This window comes from Adhaeribacter pallidiroseus, from assembly GCF_003340495.1.
In the GTDB taxonomy this organism is placed as follows: domain Bacteria; phylum Bacteroidota; class Bacteroidia; order Cytophagales; family Hymenobacteraceae; genus Adhaeribacter; species Adhaeribacter pallidiroseus.
Genome location: NZ_QASA01000001.1, coordinates 2796805 through 2820744, shown reverse-complemented (window position 1 = coordinate 2820744; position 23940 = coordinate 2796805). Strand labels below are relative to the sequence as shown.

Annotated in this window: 16 protein-coding genes; 5 read left to right on the top strand and 11 right to left on the bottom strand. The window is 42.1% G+C overall.

Annotated elements, in window-relative coordinates; genetic code table 11:
* Nucleotides 1-348: 348 nt before the first annotated feature.
* Together AHMF7616_RS11210 and AHMF7616_RS11205 are read left to right on the top strand one after the other, a co-directional pair.
* The gene (locus AHMF7616_RS11210) at nucleotides 349-1065 is read left to right on the top strand and encodes a 3'-5' exonuclease (RefSeq protein ID WP_115372961.1); all 717 of its coding nucleotides are present in this window, start codon (nucleotides 349-351) and stop codon (nucleotides 1063-1065) included.
* On the top strand, nucleotides 1062-2969 hold the full coding sequence (locus tag AHMF7616_RS11205) for a DUF294 nucleotidyltransferase-like domain-containing protein (RefSeq protein ID WP_115372960.1): 1908 nt from the start codon (nucleotides 1062-1064) through the stop codon (nucleotides 2967-2969). Before AHMF7616_RS11210 ends, AHMF7616_RS11205 begins: the two co-directional genes overlap by 4 nt.
* A 219-nt stretch (nucleotides 2970-3188) precedes the next feature.
* Here the strand turns inward: AHMF7616_RS11205 and AHMF7616_RS11200 are convergent, their stop codons facing one another.
* From AHMF7616_RS11200 to AHMF7616_RS11180, 5 genes are all read right to left on the bottom strand, one after another.
* Nucleotides 3189-3383: a hypothetical protein gene (locus tag AHMF7616_RS11200; protein WP_115372959.1), complete on the bottom strand. Its 195-nt coding sequence runs from the start codon at nucleotides 3381-3383 to the stop codon at nucleotides 3189-3191.
* 256 nt (nucleotides 3384-3639) lie between these two features.
* Nucleotides 3640-4764 carry a sulfatase-like hydrolase/transferase gene (locus tag AHMF7616_RS11195; RefSeq protein WP_115375568.1) on the bottom strand — a complete coding sequence of 375 codons (1125 nt, stop codon included), beginning with the start codon at nucleotides 4762-4764 and terminating at the stop codon, nucleotides 3640-3642.
* Between the two features lie 369 nt (nucleotides 4765-5133).
* Entirely contained in the window at nucleotides 5134-6132 is a 999-nt protein-coding gene (locus AHMF7616_RS11190; RefSeq protein ID WP_115372958.1) for a PorP/SprF family type IX secretion system membrane protein, read from the bottom strand.
* 7 nt (nucleotides 6133-6139) lie between these two features.
* Nucleotides 6140-12562 (bottom strand): T9SS type B sorting domain-containing protein, encoded by a 6423-nt coding sequence (locus tag AHMF7616_RS11185; RefSeq protein ID WP_158546149.1) that lies wholly within the window; start codon nucleotides 12560-12562, stop codon nucleotides 6140-6142.
* A 696-nt stretch (nucleotides 12563-13258) separates the two neighbouring features.
* The gene (locus AHMF7616_RS11180) at nucleotides 13259-14371 is read right to left on the bottom strand and encodes an aspartyl protease family protein (protein WP_158546148.1); all 1113 of its coding nucleotides are present in this window, start codon (nucleotides 14369-14371) and stop codon (nucleotides 13259-13261) included.
* Between the two features lie 494 nt (nucleotides 14372-14865).
* Here AHMF7616_RS11180 and AHMF7616_RS11175 point away from each other — a divergent pair, with 494 nt between their 5' ends.
* Nucleotides 14866-16077, top strand: a complete 1212-nt coding sequence (locus tag AHMF7616_RS11175; RefSeq protein ID WP_115372955.1) for an RtcB family protein — start codon at nucleotides 14866-14868, stop codon at nucleotides 16075-16077.
* Nucleotides 16078-16169: 92 nt separating this feature from the next.
* Here AHMF7616_RS11175 and AHMF7616_RS11170 read toward each other — a convergent pair whose 3' ends face one another.
* From AHMF7616_RS11170 to AHMF7616_RS11160, 4 genes are all read right to left on the bottom strand, one after another.
* Complete coding sequence (locus tag AHMF7616_RS11170; protein WP_158546147.1) at nucleotides 16170-16712, bottom strand: DUF4136 domain-containing protein; 543 nt, start codon at nucleotides 16710-16712, stop codon at nucleotides 16170-16172.
* Between the two features lie 419 nt (nucleotides 16713-17131).
* A complete protein-coding gene (locus tag AHMF7616_RS11165; RefSeq protein ID WP_199474181.1) occupies nucleotides 17132-17854 on the bottom strand; it encodes a M15 family metallopeptidase in 723 nt (240 codons plus the stop codon).
* Nucleotides 17854-18027: a hypothetical protein gene (locus AHMF7616_RS26385; RefSeq protein WP_158546146.1), complete on the bottom strand. Its 174-nt coding sequence runs from the start codon at nucleotides 18025-18027 to the stop codon at nucleotides 17854-17856. Before AHMF7616_RS26385 ends, AHMF7616_RS11165 begins: the two co-directional genes overlap by 1 nt.
* A gap of 10 nt (nucleotides 18028-18037) precedes the next feature.
* Entirely contained in the window at nucleotides 18038-19333 is a 1296-nt protein-coding gene (locus AHMF7616_RS11160; protein WP_233507493.1) for a serine hydrolase, read from the bottom strand.
* A 157-nt stretch (nucleotides 19334-19490) separates the two neighbouring features.
* On the opposite strand from AHMF7616_RS11160, the gene AHMF7616_RS11155 reads away from it, so the two are divergent.
* Nucleotides 19491-20801 (top strand): MFS transporter, encoded by a 1311-nt coding sequence (locus AHMF7616_RS11155; protein ID WP_115372952.1) that lies wholly within the window; start codon nucleotides 19491-19493, stop codon nucleotides 20799-20801.
* A 42-nt stretch (nucleotides 20802-20843) separates the two neighbouring features.
* On the opposite strand, the gene AHMF7616_RS11150 is transcribed toward AHMF7616_RS11155, so the two are convergent.
* Both AHMF7616_RS11150 and AHMF7616_RS11145 read right to left on the bottom strand, forming a co-directional pair.
* A complete protein-coding gene (locus AHMF7616_RS11150) occupies nucleotides 20844-22502 on the bottom strand; it encodes an amidohydrolase (protein WP_115372951.1) in 1659 nt (552 codons plus the stop codon).
* Nucleotides 22495-23268 (bottom strand): AMP nucleosidase, encoded by a 774-nt coding sequence (locus AHMF7616_RS11145; RefSeq protein ID WP_115372950.1) that lies wholly within the window; start codon nucleotides 23266-23268, stop codon nucleotides 22495-22497. Before AHMF7616_RS11145 ends, AHMF7616_RS11150 begins: the two co-directional genes overlap by 8 nt.
* A gap of 164 nt (nucleotides 23269-23432) precedes the next feature.
* On the opposite strand from AHMF7616_RS11145, the gene AHMF7616_RS11140 reads away from it, so the two are divergent.
* Nucleotides 23433-23903, top strand: a complete 471-nt coding sequence (locus tag AHMF7616_RS11140) for a type I restriction enzyme HsdR N-terminal domain-containing protein (protein WP_233507491.1) — start codon at nucleotides 23433-23435, stop codon at nucleotides 23901-23903.
* Nucleotides 23904-23940 lie beyond the last annotated feature (37 nt).

Genomic DNA, 23940 nt, shown 5'->3' with positions numbered 1-23940 from the left:
AGATTATTCCGTTTTAAATCCCAACACAAACAATTAGCAACCAAACCAACAGGACCAAAGTGCAACCGGAGGGCAGCCACGAGGCATTCCGGGCAATGGTCAGGTAAATAGCACCGCGCCTGCCTGCGGGAACCAACCTCAAAAAATAATAGTAAAATCAGCAAGTACCTGTAAATTTTAAAAATTTTATCGTTGTTTTCTTAGAGCGAAGAAATTGTTAGTAATGCATTGCCGAAACCTTACTCTTGCAACGAGAATTACCTTAACCCTTAAGAGCCTCCCCAAGTACCAGACTTAATAAAATTATATTGAAACAAGAATCAGGAGAGTCTAGTTTAATAATCCGGCGTGAGAGAATACTTATTGTTTATTGATACCGAGGCTACCGGACTTCCCAAAAACTGGAATGCTCCTTTTTCGTTGGCTGGAAACTGGCCGCACGCCGTGCAGGTATCCTGGATTATTTACTCGCCGGAGGGGCAACTGATTAAATTGGAAAACCACTACATACACGAGGCAGATATCCAAATTACCCCTTCGGCTTTTAAAGTGCACGGCATTACCTCCGAATATTTAAAACAGCACGGCGAAAGCCGTACAAAAGTACTCACCTTTTTAGCCAATGATTTAGCGCAATTCCAACCCGTGGTAGTAGGCCATTTCATGAAATTTGATGCTTTAGTGCTGGGAGCAGATTACTACCGGATGGGATGGGAGAACCCGCTTGCCTTATTACCAACCTTTTGCACCATGGAGGCCACCACTGCTTATGTGCGCAACCCCCGGGTAAAATATCTTCGGCTCGGCGATTTATATGCCATTCTGTTTAAAACTACTTTAAAACAGCAACATAACGCTTTAGTAGATGCCCGGGCTACCGCCGAATGTTTTTTTGAACTAGTAAAAAGGCACGACATTAATTTGCAGCACATTTTGCAGCAGGAAATCAAACAAAAACCCTCCCCGGCCATCTTAAAAATTAAAAATCCGCCCAAAAGAATAAAATACGGTGTTATTGCTTTCATTCTGTTTTTGTTTACCCTTTTACTGTATTATTGGCTATGATAGATCGATTTCAATTTCTGAAAACCGCCGTACCCTTTAACCTGCTACCCGACGAAGTACTACGGGGCGTAGCGGATTTGTTGGAAGAAGTAAAGTATACCAAAGAAACCACGGTGTATCATCAGGAGGGAAGCAAACTGCGCGGAGTGGATATTATTGCGGCGGGCGAATACGAGTCTTTTTTTTACGATAGTACCCAAAACAAGCGCTTAGTAGAGTACCACCGCACCGGTTATTGTTACGGAGGCATTTCGGTATTGCTAAATCGCCGCAAATCGCTGCGGACTGTAATTGCCAAAAAAGGAACCGTGGTGTATTTTCTGCATCGGCGCGATTTCCGGGCCTTGTGCCAAGCTTACGAAGCCTTTTTTCATTTTTTTACTACCGATTACGGTCGGCGTATGCTCAACGATGAATTTGCGCATTTCGCTAAACAACCAGCCTCATTCGAAGAAAGTTATATTGCTTCGGAACAACTGTATTCCCGCAAAATAGAAAGTATGGAATACCGGGAAGTAGTGTCGTGCCCCGCCGATACGCCCATTTACCAGGTAGCTAACCTAATGGCCGAACAAAAGGTAAGCTGTGCCTTTGTGGAAGAGGCCCCGAGCCAAATTACGGGGTACGTAACCGATATTACATTACGCGACAAAGTGGTGGCCAAAAATGCCGAGGCTAGCCAACCAGTAATAACCATCCAGGATAACCCTATTGTTGTTATCAGTTCGCAGGCCTACATCTATGAAGCCATTCTGCTGATGTTTCAAACCAGTAGCCGTTATTTGCTGGTGGAAGAAAACGGCCACTATAAAGGGTATTTAAGCCGTAACCGCTTGTTAAGTGAGCAAGCGCAATCGCCGTTTATGTTTATTCAATCGGTGAAACTTGCCTTATCGCTGGAAGAATTAAAAAGCAAGTGGCAAAAAGTACCCGAAATTGTGGCGCAGCTATTAAGCCGGGGGGTAAACGCCGAAATTGTGAACCAGGTTATTACCACGGTCGCCGATTCCATTGCCTTAAAAGTAATTAACAGCGTGCTGGACGAATTGGGTACGCCACCGGCCAAGTTTGTATTTATGGTATTGGGTAGTGAAGGGCGCAAAGAACAAACTTTAAAAACCGACCAGGACAACGCCATTATTTACGAAGACAAAGCCAATGAACAGCGCGAACTGGTGCGGGCCTATTTTTTAAAATTTGCCGATATGGTATCGGAACGGCTGAATCAGATTGGCTTTAGTTTTTGCTCCGGCGGCTTTATGGCCAAAAATCCGAAGTGGACGCATTCTTTGTCACACTGGAAACGGAATTACGAAAGCTGGATGCAGGAAATTGTGCCCGAAACCGTGATGAAGGTTTCTACTTTCTTCGATTGCCGGTACCTTTACGGCGAAAAAGCCATCATGGACGAGTTGCAGACTTTCTTAGACCAAGAGCTTCAGCATCCCATGCAAAGGCTGTTTTACCTCATGGCCAACAACGCTTTGCAATACGAACCCCCGCTTACATTTTTCCGGAACATTAAAACCTTCACCGTAGGCAGCCAGGAAGTATTTAATATTAAAAAAGCCATGACGCCTATTGTGGATATTGTGCGCATTTACGCTTTGCAAAACCGGATTTTCGCAACCAATACCGGTGAGCGCCTGGCCGCCTTAAAAGAAAAAAAAGTGTTCTCGGAGACGCAGTACCTGGAATTGATCCAGTCGTATTACTACCTGATGAGTGTGCGCTTAAAAAAACAAGCCAGCCAAATATTGCGGGATAAAACCGAACCCGAAAATTACATGGATATCCGCAGCCTCACCAAAATTGAACAGGTAACCATCATCGAAATCTTTAAAACCATTAAGGATTTTCAGGCGGGTATTAAGCTTCGGTTTACCAACACCTTGTTCGGGTAAATTTAAAAAAACAGGAACACACTGCTGATTTCAAACAGATTAATACTTTTTATAATAGCTTAAAATAGCGGACAATAACTATCTGCAGTAACTAAAAAGCAACCTTTAATTTTTGAAGCGGCGGTTGGTAACACAACGTTGTGGCTTAAGGGGCAGGGTAGAAAAATTTTAAAGATACACTAATTAAAATGAGTATGCTCAACCACAATCCGCAGGAATTTAGCTGGGCTGGGTATTCTGGTCGGAAACTTGGTAGGAGGTCGCATCCAGCGGCTCTTCGGTCTTTTTAAAAGCCTTTTTGCGCAGGTGTTTTTTCTTATAAGCCTTGCGCAGATAGATACTGTAATAAGCTGCTAAATAAAGAAAAATTAATAAGCCAATGAAAGGAATACTCCACAAAAGGAATAACGCCATATTTACTTTATATTACTTTTTTGTCCTTTTACTCCAAATCAGCCATAAGGTTTAAACGGAGCGGGAGCATTCATCCCCCCACCCAATTATTTCTTATGCAAAGCTAACGCAGCTCCGCAGATTTAAGTATGTGATTTTATTACAATTAGATCGGTCAGTTTTCCGTTGGTTTTCCCTTGAAAAAGGACTTAAATTTTAAAAAATTTATGGTTCTGGTAAAAACAACGCGCAATGTAAAGTTGATTATTGCAACCGGTTATTTAGCCGAATTTTTGTTTGGTAAATTCGGCAAGGCCGTTTTAATGGCTTCACCCGCTGCCTTTTCGGGGGTATATTTAAGGCCCAGTAAGGTGGTTATGGTTTGAGCTACCTGATCAGTATGATACTGAGCCGGCTCTTTTAATTCGCCTAAGGCTTCCGTATCCGGACCAGCTACTATAAACCAGGTTTCATCGGCTTCCCCCACATTAGAACCATGGTCTTGCCAGGATTTTTTGGTGTTTCCCCGGCCATGATCGGTGGTAATGATGAAGGTAGTTTTGTTACGGTATTTGGGCGAGTGTTGCACCCAAGTCCAAAGATTTTTAATAAAAGCATCAGTTTGGTGCGCCGATTTTAAGTATGCTTCGTAGTTACCATCGTGCGCAAAATCGTCGGTTTCGCCGTAGGCCACGTACAGCACCCTGGGCGAAGCTTTCTTGAGATGTTCCATCGCAAAATAATGGGTAAAAGCATCTAAGCGCACATTCAACCAAGGGCTGGGAACCTGGGCCTGCATTTTATTTAAAAATTTTTCGTGATTAGTCAGGTGCGGCGTACTGGCGGTATCAAAGCCGGCGTTTATGAGTAAACCAGAGCGGTTCTTGTTCAGGATATACGGAAAAACATCCCACGACCCAAAAGCCGCTACCTTTTTCCGAAAGCCCTTTTGCTCGTTAATAAACTCCAGCACGGTTTTATTCGGGTTGTCTTTTTTATCGTTACTATCTACCCGGCGATCGTCGGTAAAGCCAGTTAAAATTTCGTTGTATCCTGGATAAGAGAAACGGTGTTTATTGTGAAGGTTTACTTTATTATTTAGTTGGCGGTTGCCGTAAATCTGGCCTTCCTGTACTAAGGTGGTCCAGATAAAAGGTAACAATTTTTGCCGCCGTACCAGGGGATCGTCGTGCCAAAACAAGCTTTTTAAGGCTTCTTCATCTTTAACGAAATCTTTTTCAGAGATTAAATCTTTATCCGCTCCGGTAAACAGTTCCCGCCATCGGAAGCCATCTAGGGTTATTAAAATTATGTTTTCAGTTTTAAGTTTTTTTTGAGCCAACAAGCCTTTATGGCCACAAAGTAACAGGATTAAAACCACCAGAGTGGTTATATGCCGCATGTTTCGTTGCATCTGGTTTTGGTGTATTTCTAATCTACTTTTTGGTGATTTTACAGGATCATTCAACCGGAATGGCAGCAAGTCTACGGTAAAATTTAAAAAATAAACGTTTTTTTTAAAATAATTTTTTAGAAAAAAAGGCAGCAAATGCTTTTGCTACCTTACTTAAAACTTCTTTTAATAAGTCTTTTAAAATTCAATAAAAATGGTTGCGAACTTAAAACAACCAGATAATTACCTGTTTTCGTGGTAAGATTACCATTGGATTTGCTACTTGTGAGAGATACTGTTTTACTATCTTTGGATAGGTATTAATTTAAGGAACTGGCCGAATGCATGTAATTAACCGAAATAGTTTTTTCGGCATACTTACCACATCCAGATCGGGCAGATAACTTTGCCTCGATTTTGTAATTTAAATCCCAGTACAATTTCGTGGCTTCCGGCATTGCTACCGCTTAAACCAGACGTGGTTACATCATAAGAATACCCTAAATCCAACACAGAACTAATGTTTACGCCGGCTAAGCCAGCTAAAGCATCGCCGTGCCGGTAAGAACCTCCTACCCAAAAGCGGTCGCTGTACATAACTTTTAAATTGAAATCGTAAGAAGGAGGGCTGGGCAGGGCCATATTTATTTGTACGGAAGGTACCAGACTAATCTCCGGATTTACTTCTAGTCTTACGCCACTAGTAAAGATGTAGTGTTTTTGTAATAAACCAGGGCCATTGTAATTCGCATTACTTTTAAAATCCTGATTGTTCCGTAGTAACTGATTTCCGGCCAAGCCTACGTAAAAACGTTGCGAATATAGCCAGAGCCCTACACTTAAATTAAATTTTAATCTACTGATATCGTTATCGTATAAAGTAGGATCGTTCTGGTCAGCTAAATAAACTTCAGCAGTATTCAATCGGTATTTCAGTATGCCACCCGCAATACCAGCCGATAATTTTATTTTGTTGGAAAACGGAATGTGATACGCGTAGCTACCATTAAACGAGGTACTTTTTAAAGGGCCTGTTTTATCAACCTGAGCCATGAAACCAACTCCATGGTGGGGGCGTGCCTTTTGGTGCAGACCAATTCTTTTAATGCGTCGGTCTTTATTACGTATGGCAGAAACGGTGATATCTGTTTTATTCAGAGGGGTATGGGCACTGGTATAGTACGTAGAGGGTGCTCCTTCTACTCCCATCCATTGCCGACGAAAGCCAAATTTTACGTCGGTATAATCTTCAATACCGGAAATAGCAGGATTTAAAATATAATTATTAATCATGTACTGGCTAAAGTGGGGTCGTTGCTGCGCCTGCAGGCTGCCGGTAAGTAATAGAAGCAACCAGAAAGTGTAGAATTTTTTCATAAGTGCTTTATTTAATAATAGTTACGCTACCTGAAATTGGTTTTTCGCCTTGTTTTAAAATAATGGAATAGTAATAGGTAGCAACTGGTAATGTTTGCTGGTTATAAGTGCCATTCCAAGGTTGTTTATACCCGGCAGAAGAATACAACAGAGTGCCCCAACGGTTAAAAATTTTGATTTCACAAGTAGGGTATTGCTCTATATTGGCAATTTCCCACACATCATTCTGGCCATCGTTGTTCGGGGTAAATCCATTTGGTACAGATATTCCCGGTAACAATGCTACTACCACTTCATCAGTAGCCGTACAGCCTTGGGCAGTTGTAATGCTAAGAGTATAACGGGTTGTTTCATTCGGTCTGGCTATCGGATTGGCTATGTTCGGGTCATTTAAACCTTCCGCCGGTGACCATTGGTAAGCTACTCCGCCGGTACCTTTTAACTCTACTGATTTACCTGCTTCGATTACAACATCTTGTCCGGCATTAGCCACTGGAGCTTCAAGCAATACCTGAATGGCTATGCGTTCGCCGGCAGCACAACCTTGGGTAACTGCCTGCGTATAGTAAGTGCGCTCGCTACGTAAAACAGGAGTAGTAAAACTGGTTCCTGTATGAATGGGAGTATTACTAATAACGGTTTCAAACCACTCCACCTGATTATTATGGGCGTTTACAGTTAAAGTAGCGCTGGTGCCCGGGCAAATAGTTACTGGTTGAACGGGTTCCAGGGTGGGTAAAGCTATTACTGTAACCAGCACGGCGTTACTAGCCAGATTGGTACAGCCACCAATGCTTACATTTCTTCTGTACCAAGTACTTCGGGTAAGAGCACCAGGAGTATACGAAGCTAGATGGCTAGTACCGGGAGCCGTTAAAAAGTGAATGCCATCGGTACTACTCTCCCACAGATAATCTGGTTGACTGTTGCTGCTAGCTACTACGGATCCGGACAACATAGTAGGAGTGGAGTTGTAGCAGATAGTTTGGGAACCGGTTACGGAATTTTCAGAAATAGGAGCCGCCACCGTGATCTTTACGATATTGGAGAGGTGCGTATTACCAGCTGAGCTTACTTTGCGCCGGAACCAGGTAGTTTCTTTTAATCGTCCGGTCGGGTAATCTTGGTCGAAGGAGGGATTAGGAGCGGTTACAAAATCAGCCGCTAAACCCGTGGTGCTGTATTCCCAGATATAAGTAAAATGTCCATCCCCACCTGAAGGAGCAGATCCCATTAATAAATTAGGTTCGGCACCATAGCATATCGTTTGATTAGCTGATATTACATTATTGGCGATAGCCTGGGCCACGGTAATTTCAATTTCGTTACTAATCGACTCACAGCCCCCCGATACCGCAATTCGCCGGAACCAAGTGGTTTTGCTCAAAACCGGTGGAGCATAACTAGTTAAATTGGTATTGCCCGCAATTGGTTGGAAGCTACCTGTTTCTTCCGTTTTACTTTCCCAGCGGTAGGTGATGGTGCTTCCCCCGCCTTTTGGTTTGGAACCTGTTAAAGAGGCGGGTTTATCGCCTACTCTTATGGTTTGGTTGGCGGTGATAAAATGTCCCGAAAGAGGTTCATTTACCGTAATTTTTACGAACTGACTCACTATTTCCTGACACGGGCCGGAGGCAACCCAACGCCGAAAGTACCAAATACCTTTGGATAATGTCCCGGGAACGTAGTTTTTTGCTGTAGGATCGCTGGCACCAATAGCGGCAGCCAGCATAAAAGTCTGGTTATCGCGTCGGCTTTCCCATCGATAAACAAATTGGCCATTCCCTTTTTCGGGGGTAGAACCTTCCAGCATAGTTGCTTCATTCCCTAAACAAATTTCTTGATCGCGTGTCAGGATCGTATTATTGGTAACAGGTGGGTATACGTCTATTTTTACTACATTGCTTATGCTGGGTAAGCAAGCAGCAGCATCTACTATGCGGCGAAACCAGGTAGTTTGGGCCAGGTTGCCCGGATTAAAATCTTTTAAATTATTTGGTTTTGGCGCATTTATAAATGTTCTTCCATCTGCACTTATTTGCCACGTATATGTTGGGGTATTGTTTCCCCCGCTAGGCAAAGAACCCTGGATAGGAGCAGGCTTTGTATTTACGCAAATAGCCGCATTGCCGGTTAGTTGGATGGTATTTTCGGTAATAGCATAATTTACTTTAACCAGCACGGGTTGGCTGTAAGAAACGCAAGTACCAGAAATTACTTTGCGGCGAAACCACCAGTTACCTGGTATTAATATAGGTGGTTGATAGTTAATGCCGGTATTTACTTCGCCGGCTACTGAAATAGCCGTTGCGTATTGTATGTTGTCGAAACTAGTTTGCCAAAGATAAGTATAGTTAGCCCCATCTCCTCCGGTTGCCGGGTGACCCAGTATTCTGGCCGGACGCACATCGGCACACACTTCTTGATTGGTAATAATTAAGTCGTTAACAATTATCTCGTTAACTTTAACTTCTACTACATTGCTGTAGGCCGTGCACGAACCAGAACTAATTTGTCGCCGGAAGTAAGTAGTTTTTGTTAATGGCCCTGGTTTAAAAGTTGGGTTGCCATTGGCACTAGTTATTATTTTAAATGCTGGCTCGTCAATGGCTTTACTTTCCCAGCTATAGGTATAAACATTATTACCCCCGGTTGGATATTCTATACCGGTTATTTCGGAAGGGCTTTCTCCCTTACAAACAGCCACAGGTTGCGTGATATTAAATTTTGCTAAAGGAGATAAAACCGGGACAATTATTTGTGTTTCAATGCTTTTACAATCAAAATTATTTGAAGCAGTTACATAGTAAATATGATTTTTAGCTTCCTGGAGTACCGGAGTCGTAAATTGGTTACCGGCGGGGGAGTTACTGGGGATCAATCTTCCATTTTCGTCCGTTACCATATAGTTGATTCCTGCTACCAAATTAATTATAATGTTGGCTGAGTTACCCGTGCAAATTGCCGCTATCGGCGCAACAAACGGTGCGGCTGGTTTTGGATGGATAGTTATTTTGATGTGATTGCTGGTACTGGCTAAACAAGGTCCAGAAGTAACTATGCGCCTGAACCAGGTGGTTTGAGTTAAATTCTGCGGAGAATAAGAAACAAACGGTGTCCCCTGACCTTGTGCTACCGTATTTTTTATAGAACGGAACTCATCGGTACTACTTTCCCAAACATAAGTAAACTCACCCGTACCACCACTCATATTGCTCAATCCCGATAGAGTAGTAGTAACATTTCCTTCGCAAAATTCTAAACCGTTATTAGCTACAATAACATTACCCTGTAAGCTTTCGAGTACTTCTACTTTTATTTCTGTGGAAATATCTTCGCAAGTTCCTGATTTTATAATTCTCCGAAACCAGGTAGTTTTGTTTAATATATCCGGAGCATAGTCTTTTTTAGCGTTAGAATACGTTAAATCGCCATCCACCGGACTGAATGAAGTAAACTCCGTCCGACTTTCCCAGCGGTAACTGTAAGTACCTGCACCAGCACCGCCTTGTGGAGTGGAACCAATTAATGTATTTGGTTTTCCATCAAAGCAGATGGTGGCAACTGGCGTAATCGTGTTATTAGAAATTACGGGATCCACGGTAACTACTACTGCCGTGCGCGGGCTGACACAATTAGTTGTTCGGTTATGTACATAGTAAGTAGTAGTACCGTTTAAGACAGGTGTTTGAAACACCGAACCCGTAAATACACTAGTGACCGCAGTTGACGAAGTAAACCATTCGTAAATACCCCCGGAAGAAGTAACCCGTAATTGAGTAGATGCACCGGTGCAAATAGATGTTACATCGGCAACTTCCGGTGCCAGCGATGACGGAATTACTTCAATAATAACTTCGTTGCTATAATTGGGATCTGCGCAAAAACCAGAAATAATCATCCGACGGAAGGCCGTGGTGCGGGTTATCGCCGTTGATTGATAATTTTCCCGATTATTGCTGTAATTAGCATCATTTCCGGAGGCTGCCGTTTTCCACTCCGGATCACGGTCGGTTTTACTTTGCCACAAGTAAGTAAAGTTGTTGTACCCATTTCCTCCAGCAGGTTGGATGGCACTGCTAATCAAACCCGGAATTTCTCCAGCACAAATGGCGGGTTGTTCACTAACAATCCGGTTGTTAGTAATAGCCGGTAAAACCTGAACGGTTACCGATGTTTTCGCACTGATACAATTCTGCGCGCTTTTGCTGGTAACGTAAAAAGTATAGGTACCTTCGCGGGCAAAAGACGCGGTGTTGAAACTATTGCTAGTAGCGGCGTTACTAGGCAAAACATTATTGTGTTCATCGTACCAGGTGTAGGTTAAACCGGCAACGGCATTGGCAGTAAGGGTACTGGAATTCCCCACGCATACCGGATTTACCGGTGGCACAATAGGCATGGGTGGAATAGGATTAACCGTAATGGTAACTACATTGCTGCTTGCGGTTGCGCAAAGCGAGGAAATTGCTTTCCGGCGAAAATAAGTAGTTCTGGTTAAAACTCCCGGTTGAAAATTAATTTGGTTATTGGGACCATTGTTTAAACCCGTAGTCGCTGTAAAATCATTAGCGGAAGGGCTAGTAGTACTGCTTTCCCATAAATAGCTAATGGGGGCACCACCTCCTGTAGCCCCAGTTCCAGTTATTAAGACAGGAACATTGTTTTCGCAGATACTTGAGGTGCCCGAAATTACTTTAGGGTCAATGGCCGGATTAACGGTAACTGTTACTGCTTGCCGTGGGCTAACACAACCATTTACCGTGGTTTGCACATAATAAGTAAAAGTACCGGCTGTATTCAGTACCGGTGTGGTGTAAGATTTACTAGGTGAAGTAGGTAACCGGGTACCCCCAGTAGCTGCAGAAAACCATTCAATTGTTCCGGGGGTGCTGGTAGTTAGAGTAGCAGCGGAGTTGATACAAATAGAAACATCATCTGCCTCCGGCGCCGTTGGTATGGCATTAATGGTTATAGATTGATTTGCTTGGGTGGATGTGCCGCACTCATTAGTTACCTTAACAGATACTGTATAAATTCCCGGCTGGATAAACTGAATATTTGGGTTTGCCAAGGAACTACCATCGGAAGTTGTAAAATTAAAACCACCAGCGGGTCCATTAACCAACCAGGCATAAGTTATTTGAGAGGTGTTATTAAAATTATAGGTTGGTTTATGGTTCGCGTTAGCGGGAGTAAAAGCAATTGTTTGCGGCCCACAATAGGTTCTGGCAGCCGGTAAAGTAACCGTTGGAATGTTTTTAATCGATACCGTTCTGGGCGTAGCGGTAGAAGAACCACAAAAATTAGTTATTTTTAAATTAAGGGTATAATTACCCGCATTCGCAAACTGGAAAATTGGTTCTTTAGAAGTAAAGTTGCCGCTTGTAACGGTAACACCAGTAGATGGAGTAACTGTCCATAGATAAGAAACCTCTTCTCCTTCCGAAGTATTGCTGGTACTAACCGTTGCGGCACAACCGACAGGAGGATTCAATAAAGTATTAAACGATGCGGTAGGAGCAGATATAATTTTTAAATTTTTGGTGATTGTGCCGCCTTTACATTTAGGATCTGTACCCTCCAGCGGTGACAGGTTAATAGAAACTGCGTAATTACCAACTTTGGTAAAGTTAATGATAGGCTTTTCAGATCTTTCATCGTAACCTGGAGCAAAGGACCAGCCTTCTGCTGGTTCAATGGCCCACTTCCGTTCAAATTGCTTTTGGTCTGGGTCGGTAGCATTATAGCCATAATCAGAGATATCGGTTAAAGTAACCGGACTGTTCATACAACTAACGGGCCCCGGCTCTAATCGAAAATCTGGGGTAGGCCCGCTTGATACATAAATACCACTACCTGTTCGCTCGGATGTTTTGCAAGCGTTAGAAGCAGTTACCTTAATCGTATAACCAAGGCTTTTGCCTTTAGAAGGAATATTGTAAGTATGGTAAAATCTTTTCGAGTCATCCTGGTCAAAAGTAACACTGGTACCATCGCCAAAATCTAGAGTGTACCGGGTAGAAGGTTCATTAAATTCGGTTTGCGTTACATCAAACGTAAAATTTGCGGGTGCGCACTCATCGGTATTCCTATAGCTTAAACCCACGTCCGGCACACTGCCATGAAATACCGTATAGATTTTTTCGGAGATGCAACCATTTATACCCACAATGTACTTCAGATTGTAAGTTCCCCGCAGCACATACGTATGCGCTTTTCTGGCACTAAAATCCCCTAAGTTTTCTATAGGTGATCCATCGCCCCAATCAATGGTGTATAAAGTATTTTTTGTTTTAGTCAGCGAGGTATTCTCCACCTGTAAAGTGTAGCCAGCCGTAGATGAATTGGTACAATTTACAAAAGGCTGACCTGATGTTTTTATATCCTTTAAACTAGCATCGGGTTTAATGGGGCAGTCCTGCGCCATTAAACGGGTAAGAAATAAAAAATTTAACAGAATAAGATACAGGCTAAAGCTAAGCTGTTTATTCCAACAACACATAGGATCCCTCCAGAAATATTAATTTTATTCGGCTGATTAGTTTAAACAAATAGCCACTTTATATAAAGTTTTTCTCTTGGTTGAAGTAATGGATTTTGATAACGATAAGGATATGATGCAAAAATAAGGAGTTAGGCTTCTTTTCATAGTTTAAGTTTTTTAATATGTTTCTTATTTTAAAGTTATTCTATAATATAATTTATGCTTTAATGAAGTTGAAAGTATCTCGTGATTGTATGCACAAATATGTCGTATATTTTAGCTGATAACCAAGTATTTTACAGGTTAGTTTACTTGTTTTAATATTTTAAATATATAATTATTTTAACAGTATACTATTCTAAGGCTTTTGTAAGCACGGGTTTGAGCTTAAATTATAAGCATTGTTATAAAGCTAAATTTATATTGTTCAATAAACAGTAATTAAATTGTATTATAAGAATGGAGAATTAGATGATCGTATCGTTTAAGAATTTGTAATTTAGATAGGAAAGTACAAGTGAGATATTAAAAATTTTATAAATATGAGCCTTAATGCTATTAGTTACAAGAACCGATAAAGCAGTATATTGCACAATCTAGCAACAATCTTACTACTTAAATTAAATAAGTTTAATCAGGCTATATTTTCCTTTTGAGGGTGATAACGGTATAAATTCGTTGATCGCCGCGCTTAAGACCGAGTAAAATATTATATCCTGGTTTTAAATGAAAAAGGCGGTCGAGTTTAGTAATAGTCATTGCGGAGGCTTCGTTCATGTTAACACTTACTAATTCATCCCCGGGCATAATACCAGCTTCTTCGGCTGGAGAATCAGGTTCTACAAAGTTTACAATGTAACGCTGATAGTCTTTACCGCTGGCTATTACATCCAAGCCACACATGTCATGCTCAAAAGGATCCCGAAAATTGCGGTTAGGCTTCATATACATGGTTCGCCGCTTGTAGTCAAATACAACATCAAAACGCTTCAGTAATTCGTTACCAATATTGCCGTTACGCGGCACCAAGAATACTTTAGCACCTACATCCTGATAATTCGGATAAGAAGTAAGCACATTTTGTAAACTATAATGATGCAGCGAAAAAGATTTAATTCGGCCTAACTGGCCATTAATGGTGCCGCTTAAGCCTTTACCCAATTGGGCGGTTATGGAAGGAGATGGCACTTTAATAGCCGCATTGGATTCCTGCTCTAAAGAGAGCGCATGACCGGCGCCAGTATCAATAATTAGCTTTACCTGTACTTTACGATCATCTTGCATTTGCGCCACCGTCGTTAAATACGGTTTTTGGCCTTCTATAGTAATAGGTAGGGAGGGGCCGTAATTCCGGCGATATTTAAAATCAGCGAAGTTCTGCGCTAAAATCCGCATCTCCGAGTATTTAATTTGTACTACAAAGCTGCTAAAAAACTGGTATCCTAATATCCCGTAAATCGGCACGCCGACGTAGCTCGATAAATTAAATACATCTTCCGATAATACAGCTACCTGCAATAAATTTGCGGTGGTTTGGCCAAGTTTCATGCTAATACCCGAAGCAATAAAAGCTTTTAAATCAGCTTCCGAACCCATGCCGGCTACGGAAATATTAACCCCGTTTTTTAGTTGTAAACTGTCTTTTAAAGCAGGATCCGTGATCAGCGTAACGCCCACTCCCGTATCCAAAATAAAATTAAACGGACCTTTTTGATTAATATATACCGGCACCACAATCAGATTACGGTGCATTTCAAAGGGAATGCTGCTGCGTTTGTAAGGTGGCTGCAGTGTAAATGCTCCCTGCGCTAGAACATTGGGTAGTAATAATATGAAAAGGCTAGCAAATAAAGCGAGAAATTTAAAGTTAGGCCGCCTGAAATTCAGTAGCTGAAAGATAAAACCAGATTGCGGATAACCTTGCTGCATATAGAGCCGTCCTACCTTTGCTGTGTGGATGCAGAATGTATTATAATGTATTGAATGTAGTAAATAATTCTGATTATTAAAAGTTTACGAGTTTAAGATCGGCTTTGATCAGATTAAAATGAAAATTCTGTAAATAAGTTAGTATTTGGGGTAAGTAAAGCCAGGTTTTTTAAATTTTTTAAATTCTCAACGGTTTTAAGAGTAAAACAATGGGTTAAAAAGAAGATTTTGGAAAGATTAATGAAACGTTTTATTACTGCCCCGGCAATTTTACGTAGGAGGTTCCCGGGGTATGCTTTATACCAAGAAGAACGATTATGGAAAACTTAACCATTTTTGGCCAAGAGATTATTGATGAAGGGGCTATCCGGCAAATCAAGAATTGTATTGCGGCAGAAGATATTGGCGTACTTACCGCGGATGCACACTACGGTTATGGGCACCCTATTGGGGGAGCCGTGGCTTATAAAGACAAAATATCGTTATCGGGCGTAGGGTTTGATATTGCCTGCGGCAACAAGGCCGTAAAAACAAATATTCGGGCCAACCAGGTGCCAGTAGCGCGCATCATGGATGAAATAGTGCAGAGCATTGGTTTTGGAGTGGGCCGTCCTAATCCCAAACCCATTCAGCACCCGGTTTTTGACCAAATTGCAAAAGCTGAATTTAAACCGCAACGCAAATTGCGGAAACTAGCCCAGGAACAATTAGGTACGGTAGGCGGTGGAAATCATTATATTGATTTATTTGCCGATGAAGAAGGCTGGCTTTGGATTGGCGTGCATTTTGGCTCCCGGGGTTTTGGTCATAAAACGGCAACTGGCTTTATTGCCCTATCGCAAGGCTTTACGTTCGAAGATAAAGCCAAAGAAGGCCCTCTGGATGGCCCTCCCATTTTATTTGACATTAGTTCCGCAATTGGCCAAGATTACATTGCTGCCATGAGTTTAGCGGGCGAATACGCCTACGCTGGCCGCGATACGGTAGTAAATAAAGTTTTAGAAGTTTTAGGAGCTACGGTAACTTTTGAGGTACACAACCATCACAACTTTGCCTGGTTCGAAGAACACCAAGGTTCTAAATACTGGGTAGTGCGCAAAGGCTGTACACCGGCTTTTCCGGGGCAGTTAGGTTTTATTGGTTCCAATATGGGCGATGTGTCTGTGATTATCGAAGGGGTGCAAACCGAAAAAGCACAGCAAGGCTTATATTCAACGGTGCATGGTGCCGGGCGGGTACTTTCGCGGCGGCAGGCGGCGGGCAAGCGGCGTTGGGTAAAAGGCAAAGATGGTCGTCGTTTCCAGGAAACTGTGTCGCCGGGCTTGGTTGATTTTGATAAAGTGCGCCAAAATTTAAAAAAACAGGGGGTGGAGTTACGGGGAGGGGCCGCCGATGAAGCTCCGGAAGTGTATAAAAAACTAGAAGAAGTATTATCGTACCACGCAGGCACCATCCGGATTTTGCACCGCCTGAAACCCTTGGGAGTAGCTATGGCTGGGGCAGAGGAATACGACCCTTATAAAGATTGAAGAAACTATTGAAAGTTCAGAAAAAAACGAATCCTTAACCCGGTAGAAAGAGCCTTGCTGCCAGATTAAGGATTCACTCGAAAAATAAAGATTTAATTTTGTTGGCTAGCTTGCAGGTAACCTTCGGTAAATACTTTATACCGATCGAAGATGGAACGAACAGCACTTTTCAAATAAGCTTCGTTTTTCACGGTATTCTCCAGTACGCCCGAAGCATAACCTTGCCAAACGGCCCGGTTTTTCTTTTTATCAATTAAAACAATAAATAAAGTACCTTTTTTTAAGTTGTATTTAACCGGGTCATACTCTCTTTTTTCGATGTTCGGGTCGTATTCTTCGTTTTCGTCAAAAATACGTCCGGTCTCAATAAACTCGGTGATATCGGCTTGGTTGTAGCCTTTTAAAAGCAAATCTTCGTAAAATAATTTGTAAGAAACCAGTAAATCGGGTCTATTTTGATTAAACCGGTAACCTTGTACTTCCATGCGGGATTTAATGGCATTTTCAACGAAAGGGTTGAATTTGCTGGAGTCGTTCTCCGAATTTTTTACTCCGATAAAATTAAAAGTCCGGTATTTTTTAAAATTTCCAGAATAACTATAATCTGATTCTACTTTATGATCATAGTAATTCATGCAAGCAGATAAGTGGAGTAAAAGTAACCCTAAAATAGTCCCGTAAATCTTTCTGTTCATACATTTAATACTTAATATATTATTTCAAATAATTTTTATAGGTAATATACGAAAAGAATTCAAAATTGTATTTCCGGATTGTTTCTTTTACGAGTTACAACGAGTAATATTTTGGCTATAAGTACCTAAGCCTTAATCAATTTTATAAAAAATATTGCCCTGTGGTGCTGTTATTAACACTTCTTTAAATAATTGTTTTAAAAACAATTATATTCCGATCTAATTTTTTTTAAATATTTTTTTTGGAACAGAATTTTAGGTCTGTTCACCAGAGCAGTTTTACTCTTTAAGAACCTCATTTACAGTTTTTAATTAGTTATATACTTTGTAAAACCTTTAAAATCTTCGGGAAGTATCAATCAGGGTAAATCTTCAAAAGCAATATCGAGTAAATCAAATTTTTTAAAATGGTAATAATCGAAATGCCACCATTCTTCGGCATATACCTGAAAGCCTTGCCGCGTCATAACTTCTTTCAGTAATTCCCGATTTTTAATAATAGCAGCTGGTAAATCGGTATAGTTTACGTGGGCTTTTTTTGTAAAATCGTCGTACGGCGTAGGCATACGCAATTCTTTCCCGGTTTTTAAATCTACTAAGGTTAAATCAACGGTGCAACCCCGGTTATGACGGGAACCTTGCCAGGGAACGGCCAGATAAACGGTATCGCGCAATTTATCGAAGAAGTAAACCGTAGCGCGGTATGGCCGGTAAGCATCGTATATTTTTAATCCTAAACCTTGCTGATGTAAGGCAGATTGTACGTTTTTTAAAGCTTGTGCCACGGGTTGCCGCAAATAGGCTTTAGCTAAGGTGTAAACCGGTTCACCCAAAAAGTTATTGGCAGTAGCATAGCGGATATCTAACTGAATACCCGGGATATAAGTAGCTAAGTCCACTAAGGCCTGGCTCGGATCGGCGGCTACTTGCTTTTTATAAACTGCCGGATTGCTTATTACGGTAAGGCCGTACTTGTTGGGAGCAGTTTCCTGGGCTTTTACCAGTGCGGTTGAAAAAAGGAACGAGCTAAAAAGATAAATACAAAAAGAAAGTAACCGTAAAGTGCCGCCCCGGTGCATCATTATTTCTTAGCGTAGTATTTTTGAAAGAATATAAGCAAGCCCAATAACGTAATAAAACTAACCAGAGTAGCCGTAGTTACATAACCCATGGAAGTAAACTGATTAATAGCTAAGCCCAGGTGAATAGCCAACACAACCAACGCGAACAAAAAGATTATCTGATGAATTTTCATGTAATTGCCATTAAAAATCTTGGTAATTAAACTTAAAACGCGATAAATCGGGTAGATGTTTTTTAAAACGTTTTCGTTCGTACTGATAGATTACCTGGCCCAGGTCTGTTAGAAAGGGAAAACAAACGGTATCGTACTCGTATTTATCATCGTTAAAAATGCCGTCTTCGTTGCCCAACACCACCGCGCTTACCATAAACTCTACTTTATTTTCAAAATCTACGATGTAGGCATTATCCAGCACAAAGCCGTAAGCATTGCCTACTTTGTTAAATACGCGAACAGCAGACGGCATGGTTTTATGTTGATCGCCGAACATTAAAAACTTAGCGTAAGTATCGTAATAAGTAGTGGTGTCATACTGGGGATAACGGCTTTCCCGAGGTTTCATCGACATGTATTTCAATACAAAATCATAATCAGCGGGCGTTAAGTTAAAGCGCTGGTGAGCGGGCACGGCTTCCGGAAAAATAACAGATTTTAATATTTGGTGCAGCGTTTCCAGGCTAATGTAATTGCGGTCCGCAAAATCCATCGGTTGGTTAACCAACTGATTTTGATTATTATAGTAACCCACACCCAAATGCGTATTTTTTAATTTATTAGGGTAAGTTTTCGGATTGTAAACGAGCGGCTGCTGGTAAATAATTTGCTGGTTCTGATAAAAGGTTATTGGATTGGTATAACGAGTAGCTTCTCTGGCATCGCCCACCGCTAACCGGTGCAACAAGCGTACGTGGGAGTAGCCTTTCTGCTGCAAACCAATATTTAACTGTTCCTGACCCAAAAATTCGTAGAGCCGGTTATAAGCATCGTTATCGCTTACCAGAAATATTTTTTTAATGTAATGCGCAAGGGTGGGCAAATTGTTCGGGGCCGTAGAATCTATGGTTACCGCTGTTTGTCCGGCGTACGCACTATCTATCCGGAGCGGGGTATCTTTGTTTAAATTTAAAATTTTTAAATTATTGAGTTTCTCCAACGCCAGTAAGGCAGCAGGTAGTTTAACGGTGCTGGCCGGATAAAAATAGCTGTTCGGGTTTAAACAATAAGTAAAAGTTTTAAAATGGGGCTTGTTCTGCGCATCGCGGTTTATTTGGGTATAAATAATCTGTACCCGGTACGGTGCCGGGTTAGCCGTAATATTTTTAAAAAATTCAGGATGTTTATGCAGGAGCGAACGAAGTTTGTTTTTGCGAAAGAGTTGCGCATTCACCGGAATGTAAAAAAGAAAAAAACAGATTAAACCAGCCATTGAAAAACGTGCATATTTAAAAAAATGGCTTTCGGGATAATCTGTTTTCATTGGTATGGTAAAGATTTATATGGTTAGGGAGAGTTAAGGTAAAGAATTACTCGGTAAGGAATAATACAATTAGATATTATTTTGGGCAGAGTTAATTTGAGCTGCCAGTATTTGTTATATATTACTTCCCAAAAAATGCTTTTGCTGCAACGTCCTTATGGAAAAAAATAACCCTACGGTAACCCGGGCCTGGTGTATGTACGACTGGGCTAATTCTGTTTACTCCTTAGTTATCATCTCTACCATCTTCCCGATATATTATGGGGCAGTTGCCAAAAATAATAATGGTAGCAGCTTGGTTCAGTTTTTAAGCTGGGAACTGGATTCTTCGGTGCTGTTTTCGTATTGCATTTCCTTTTCGTATTTACTGGTGGCTTGTACCAGCCCCATATTAACGGCTATTGCGGATTACAGCGGGCGCAAAAAAATGTTTATGCAGTTGTTTTGTTATCTAGGCTCGATATCCTGCGCGTTGTTGTTCTTTTTTACCAAGGAAACGTTTACTATTTCGGTAATTCTGTTTGTATTGGCCGCTATGGGTTATAATGGCAGCATTGTGTTTTACAATTCGTATTTACCCGATATTGCCACCGAAGACCAGTTTGATAAATTAAGCGCCCGCGGTTTTTCCTTGGGTTATATTGGTAGTGTGCTGTTGCTGATTTTTAATTTAGCCTTAGTATTGCAACCGGCTTGGTTCGGAATTAACCCACAGAATACCAGTTTGCCGCCCCGAATTTCTTTTCTACTCACCGGTTTGTGGTGGTTTGGCTTTGCGCAGTATACTTTCTGGAAATTACCGAAACGCATGCACCAAGGTAACCGCGAAGGCTCCTGGTTGTTTAACGGATTTAAAGAATTGAAAAAAGTATGGCAGCAAGTAAAAAATCTGTACTTACTCAAGCGTTTTTTGCTGGCTTTCTTTTTCTTTAACATGGGCGTACAAACGGTTATGTATGTAGCGGCAGTTTTCGGGGACAAAGAATTGAAACTTGAGTCCAGTAAGTTGATTTTAACGGTGCTTATTTTACAATTAGTGGCCATCCCGGGGGCTTATGGATTTGCCCGCTTATCCCGTGCTTACGGCAATTTTATGGCTTTAATCATTGCGGTAATTATTTGGGTAGGCATTTGTATTGGGGCTTATTTTACCTACACCGAAATGCAGTTTTACCTGCTGGCTACTTGCGTGGGCATTGTGATGGGGGGGATTCAATCCTTGTCCCGGTCCACGTATAGTAAATTGATACCCACAACTACCAAGGATACTACTTCTTTTTTTTCGTTTTATGATGTTACCGACAAAGTAGCTATCGTGATTGGCACCTTGGCTTACGGCGCGATTGCCCAGGCTACCGGCACCATGCGCACGAGTGTACTGGCGTTAATGGGTTTCTTTTTTGTAGGGCTGGTTTTTTTAATTACCATTAAAGGCAAGCGCAGTCAGATAAAGTCAGTAGTTGCTTAGTTCCCGAGATTTTTAAAAAATAGGAAGAACTGCTGAATTCTACTAACGCTTGTAAACCTGTTCCCCATTTAAAAAAGTGTACATCACCTGCGTTTTCCGAATTTCGAATACAGGAATGGTCATGATGTCTTGATTCAGAATGACAAAATCGGCGAATTTCCCGGGTTCCAGGCTGCCCCGGCTTTTCTCTTCAAAATTGGCGTAGGCGGCCCATATAGTAGTTCCGCGTAAAGCTTGCTCCCGGGTTAAAGCATTGTTTATTTGAAAACCACCGGCCGGGTAGTTCTTAGCGTCCTGTCGGGCTACGGCCGCGTGAAAGCCATACAAAGGATTGATATGTTCCACCGGAAAATCGCTGCCCAAAGCAATCGTCCCGTTTTGCTTTAGTAAATCTTTGTACGCGTAGGCGTGCGGCAAACGGTCGGTACCTAAACGCTCGCCGGCCCAGTACATATCCGAAGTAGCGTGCGTGGGTTGCACCGAAGGAATAATGCTGTACCGGCCAAATTTGGTGATGTCGGTTGGGTTTACTACTTGGGCGTGCTCGATGCGCCAGCGGCGGTTGTTTTTATTCTGGAGTACTTCGCTGTATATTGTAGCTATTAAACGATTAGCCGAGTCGCCAATAGCGTGCGTATTCATTTGAAACCCGCTATGGTAAATAGCGGCGGCCAATTGGCGGTAATCAGTGGGTTTGCGCAGTAAAAAGCCGGTTTGCTGCGGGCGGTCACGGTATGGTTGGAGTAAGCAAGCGCCGCGTGAACCCAGGGCACCGTCGGCGTATACTTTAAAGCTGCAGACATGCAGCCGGTCGGTTTGGTAAGGCCCGTTTTTAAAATAATACTGCTGATTCGCTGCCGATGGATTGAGCATGGCGTACAACCGCATCTTTAGTTTACCTTGCTGCTGCAGGCTATCGTATAAATCAATGACTGATTTTTCTAAGCCTGCATCGGCGAGCGTGGTTAAACCCACGGCAAAACAATTTTGTTGCGCTTGCAATAATGCCGCCTGCTTTTCCGGGTTCGTTAATTCTGGAATTTTCGCACTTACTAATTCTACGGCATTATCTACTAAAATGCCGGTTAGTTTACCGTTTTTTTGTTCTATTAAACCGCCAGTTACGGGTGTTTGCGTAGTAACTCCGGCTAATTCTAAAGCTTTTTGGTTAACCAATGCCGCATGGCCATCTACCCGTTCTAAAAAAACCGGCACGTCCGGGAACAACTTATTCAGGGTGTCCTGCGTGGGAAAGTTTTTATCAAGCCAATCATTCTGGTCCCAGCCCCGGCCTAATAACCAGGCGGCCTGCGGATGTTTTTGCCGGTGTTTTACTAATTTTAAAATTATCTGGGCAAACGAATTAGTGCCGGTTAAATCGGCTTGTTGCAAATTTTGCGCGTAGCCGTAAAAATGCGCGTGCGCGTCAATAAAACCCGGATAAATAGGCTGCGCCTGCGCATCCATTTCCTGTTGGGCGGCATACTGGCTGCGGATGTCGTTAGTGGAGCCCACCGCTACCAACTTGCCGGCTTTTACCGCTATTGCTTCGGCTTTCTCAAACTTGCTGTTTACGGTATAAACGGTAGCATTATATACGATAAGGTCAACCGCTGTTTTAGACTGACAAGCAACGGAAAAATTTAAAAAAATCAGCGCAAAAAAGATCTGCCGGCAAGTAGCAATATACCGCTTATTCATAACGCAAATGTTTCACGGATTCGCCCGAGTCGCGCAGTTCGATCATGGCATCGATGCCGATGCTTAAGTGTTTTTCCACAAAATTAGTCGTTACTTTTAAATCGCTTTCCGCCGTTTTCACACCTTCGGGAGTCATGGGATTATCCGACACCAGCAAGAGGGCCCCATGCGGAATATCATTCATAAAGCCAACCACAAAAATAGTGGCCGTTTCCATGTCAATGCCCATGACGCGCACCGAACGCAGGTATTCTTTAAAGTCTTCGTCGTGTTCCCATACCCGGCGGTTGGTGGTATACACCGTGCCGGTCCAGTAATCCATTTCGTGCTTTTTAATCATCGAGGATACCGAACGTTGCAAGCGAAAAGAGGGAAGGGCCGGAATTTCGGGCGGTAAATAATCATCCGAGGTACCTTCACCGCGGATAGCGGCAATTGGTAAAATTAAATCGCCTAGTTTTACTTTTTCTTTTATGCCGCCGCATTTACCTAAAAACAAAGCTGCTTTGGGTTTAACCGCCGATAATAAATCCATCACAGTGGCAGCCATGGGACTGCCCATTCCGAAGTTAATAATGGTGATGTTGTGCGCGGTAGCCGTTTGCATGGGTTTATTCATGCCCCGGATTTCGCAGTTAAACCGCTCCGAGAACATGGATACGTAATTAATAAAGTTGGTTAAAAGAATATATTCGCCAAATTCGTCGAGCGCCATCCCGGTGTAGCGTGGGAGCCAGTTGCGCACAATGTCTTCTTTCGATTTCATATGTTTAGTTGCAGGTTGCAGGTTGCAAGTTACAGGTTATTCTCGTTGAGAAGTTAAAAGGTTGTGAAGTTTAAAAGTTGGAAGGTTAGAAAGTTGGAAAGTTGAAAATTAATAGGTTGGAAGATTATTGTGGAAGTGGTAGATTGGTGGCTTGGAATTGGTAAATGGAAAATGGTAAAGGAATAATGGAGGCGTTGAACTTACCGGCTTTTGGCTATAAAATTAAAAAAACGGAAGGCAAAACCTGGATTTTTGATGCTATCCGGAAAAAATACCTCGTGTTAACTCCCGAAGAATGGGTAAGGCAGCATTTCCTTAATTACCTCATTCAGCATTTACACTATCCGAAAGGTTTGATTGCCCCGGAACGCGGTACCACGTATAATACTTTGGCGAAGCGCACCGATATTTGCGTGTATAACACTGCTGGGAAAGTGCAGCTCCTCGTGGAATGTAAGGCATCTTCCGTGAAAATTTCGGCCGACACGGTGCAGCAAGCAACCACTTATAACCAGAAAATTAAAGCTCCGTTTGTTGTGCTTACCAACGGTTTGGAACACTTTTGCTGGCAGGTAGATTTTGCAAATTTAACTACCATTCCGTTAACCGACATTCCCAAATACCCGCAATTATAATTTTAAAAATAAGAGAAGTTAAGCAGGAGAACTTCTC

Bases quoted from the DNA above. Each gene is read 5' to 3' on its own strand.
- AHMF7616_RS11205 (WP_115372960.1), top strand. From the start codon at position 1,062: ATGATAGATCGATTTCAATTTCTGAAAACCGCCGTACCCTTTAACCTG.
- AHMF7616_RS11200 (WP_115372959.1), bottom strand. From the start codon at position 3,383: ATGGCGTTATTCCTTTTGTGGAGTATTCCTTTCATTGGCTTATTAATT.
- AHMF7616_RS11195 (WP_115375568.1), bottom strand. From the start codon at position 4,764: ATGCGGCATATAACCACTCTGGTGGTTTTAATCCTGTTACTTTGTGGC.
- AHMF7616_RS11190 (WP_115372958.1), bottom strand. From the start codon at position 6,132: ATGAAAAAATTCTACACTTTCTGGTTGCTTCTATTACTTACCGGCAGC.
- AHMF7616_RS11185 (WP_158546149.1), bottom strand. From the start codon at position 12,562: ATGGCGCAGGACTGCCCCATTAAACCCGATGCTAGTTTAAAGGATATA.
- AHMF7616_RS11180 (WP_158546148.1), bottom strand. From the start codon at position 14,371: ATGCACCGTAATCTGATTGTGGTGCCGGTATATATTAATCAAAAAGGT.
- AHMF7616_RS11175 (WP_115372955.1), top strand. From the start codon at position 14,866: ATGGAAAACTTAACCATTTTTGGCCAAGAGATTATTGATGAAGGGGCT.
- AHMF7616_RS11170 (WP_158546147.1), bottom strand. From the start codon at position 16,712: ATGAATTACTATGATCATAAAGTAGAATCAGATTATAGTTATTCTGGA.
- AHMF7616_RS11165 (WP_199474181.1), bottom strand. From the start codon at position 17,854: ATGATGCACCGGGGCGGCACTTTACGGTTACTTTCTTTTTGTATTTAT.
- AHMF7616_RS26385 (WP_158546146.1), bottom strand. From the start codon at position 18,027: ATGAAAATTCATCAGATAATCTTTTTGTTCGCGTTGGTTGTGTTGGCT.
- AHMF7616_RS11160 (WP_233507493.1), bottom strand. From the start codon at position 19,333: ATGAAAACAGATTATCCCGAAAGCCATTTTTTTAAATATGCACGTTTT.
- AHMF7616_RS11155 (WP_115372952.1), top strand. From the start codon at position 19,491: ATGGAAAAAAATAACCCTACGGTAACCCGGGCCTGGTGTATGTACGAC.
- AHMF7616_RS11150 (WP_115372951.1), bottom strand. From the start codon at position 22,502: ATGAATAAGCGGTATATTGCTACTTGCCGGCAGATCTTTTTTGCGCTG.
- AHMF7616_RS11145 (WP_115372950.1), bottom strand. From the start codon at position 23,268: ATGAAATCGAAAGAAGACATTGTGCGCAACTGGCTCCCACGCTACACC.
- AHMF7616_RS11140 (WP_233507491.1), top strand. From the start codon at position 23,433: ATGGAAAATGGTAAAGGAATAATGGAGGCGTTGAACTTACCGGCTTTT.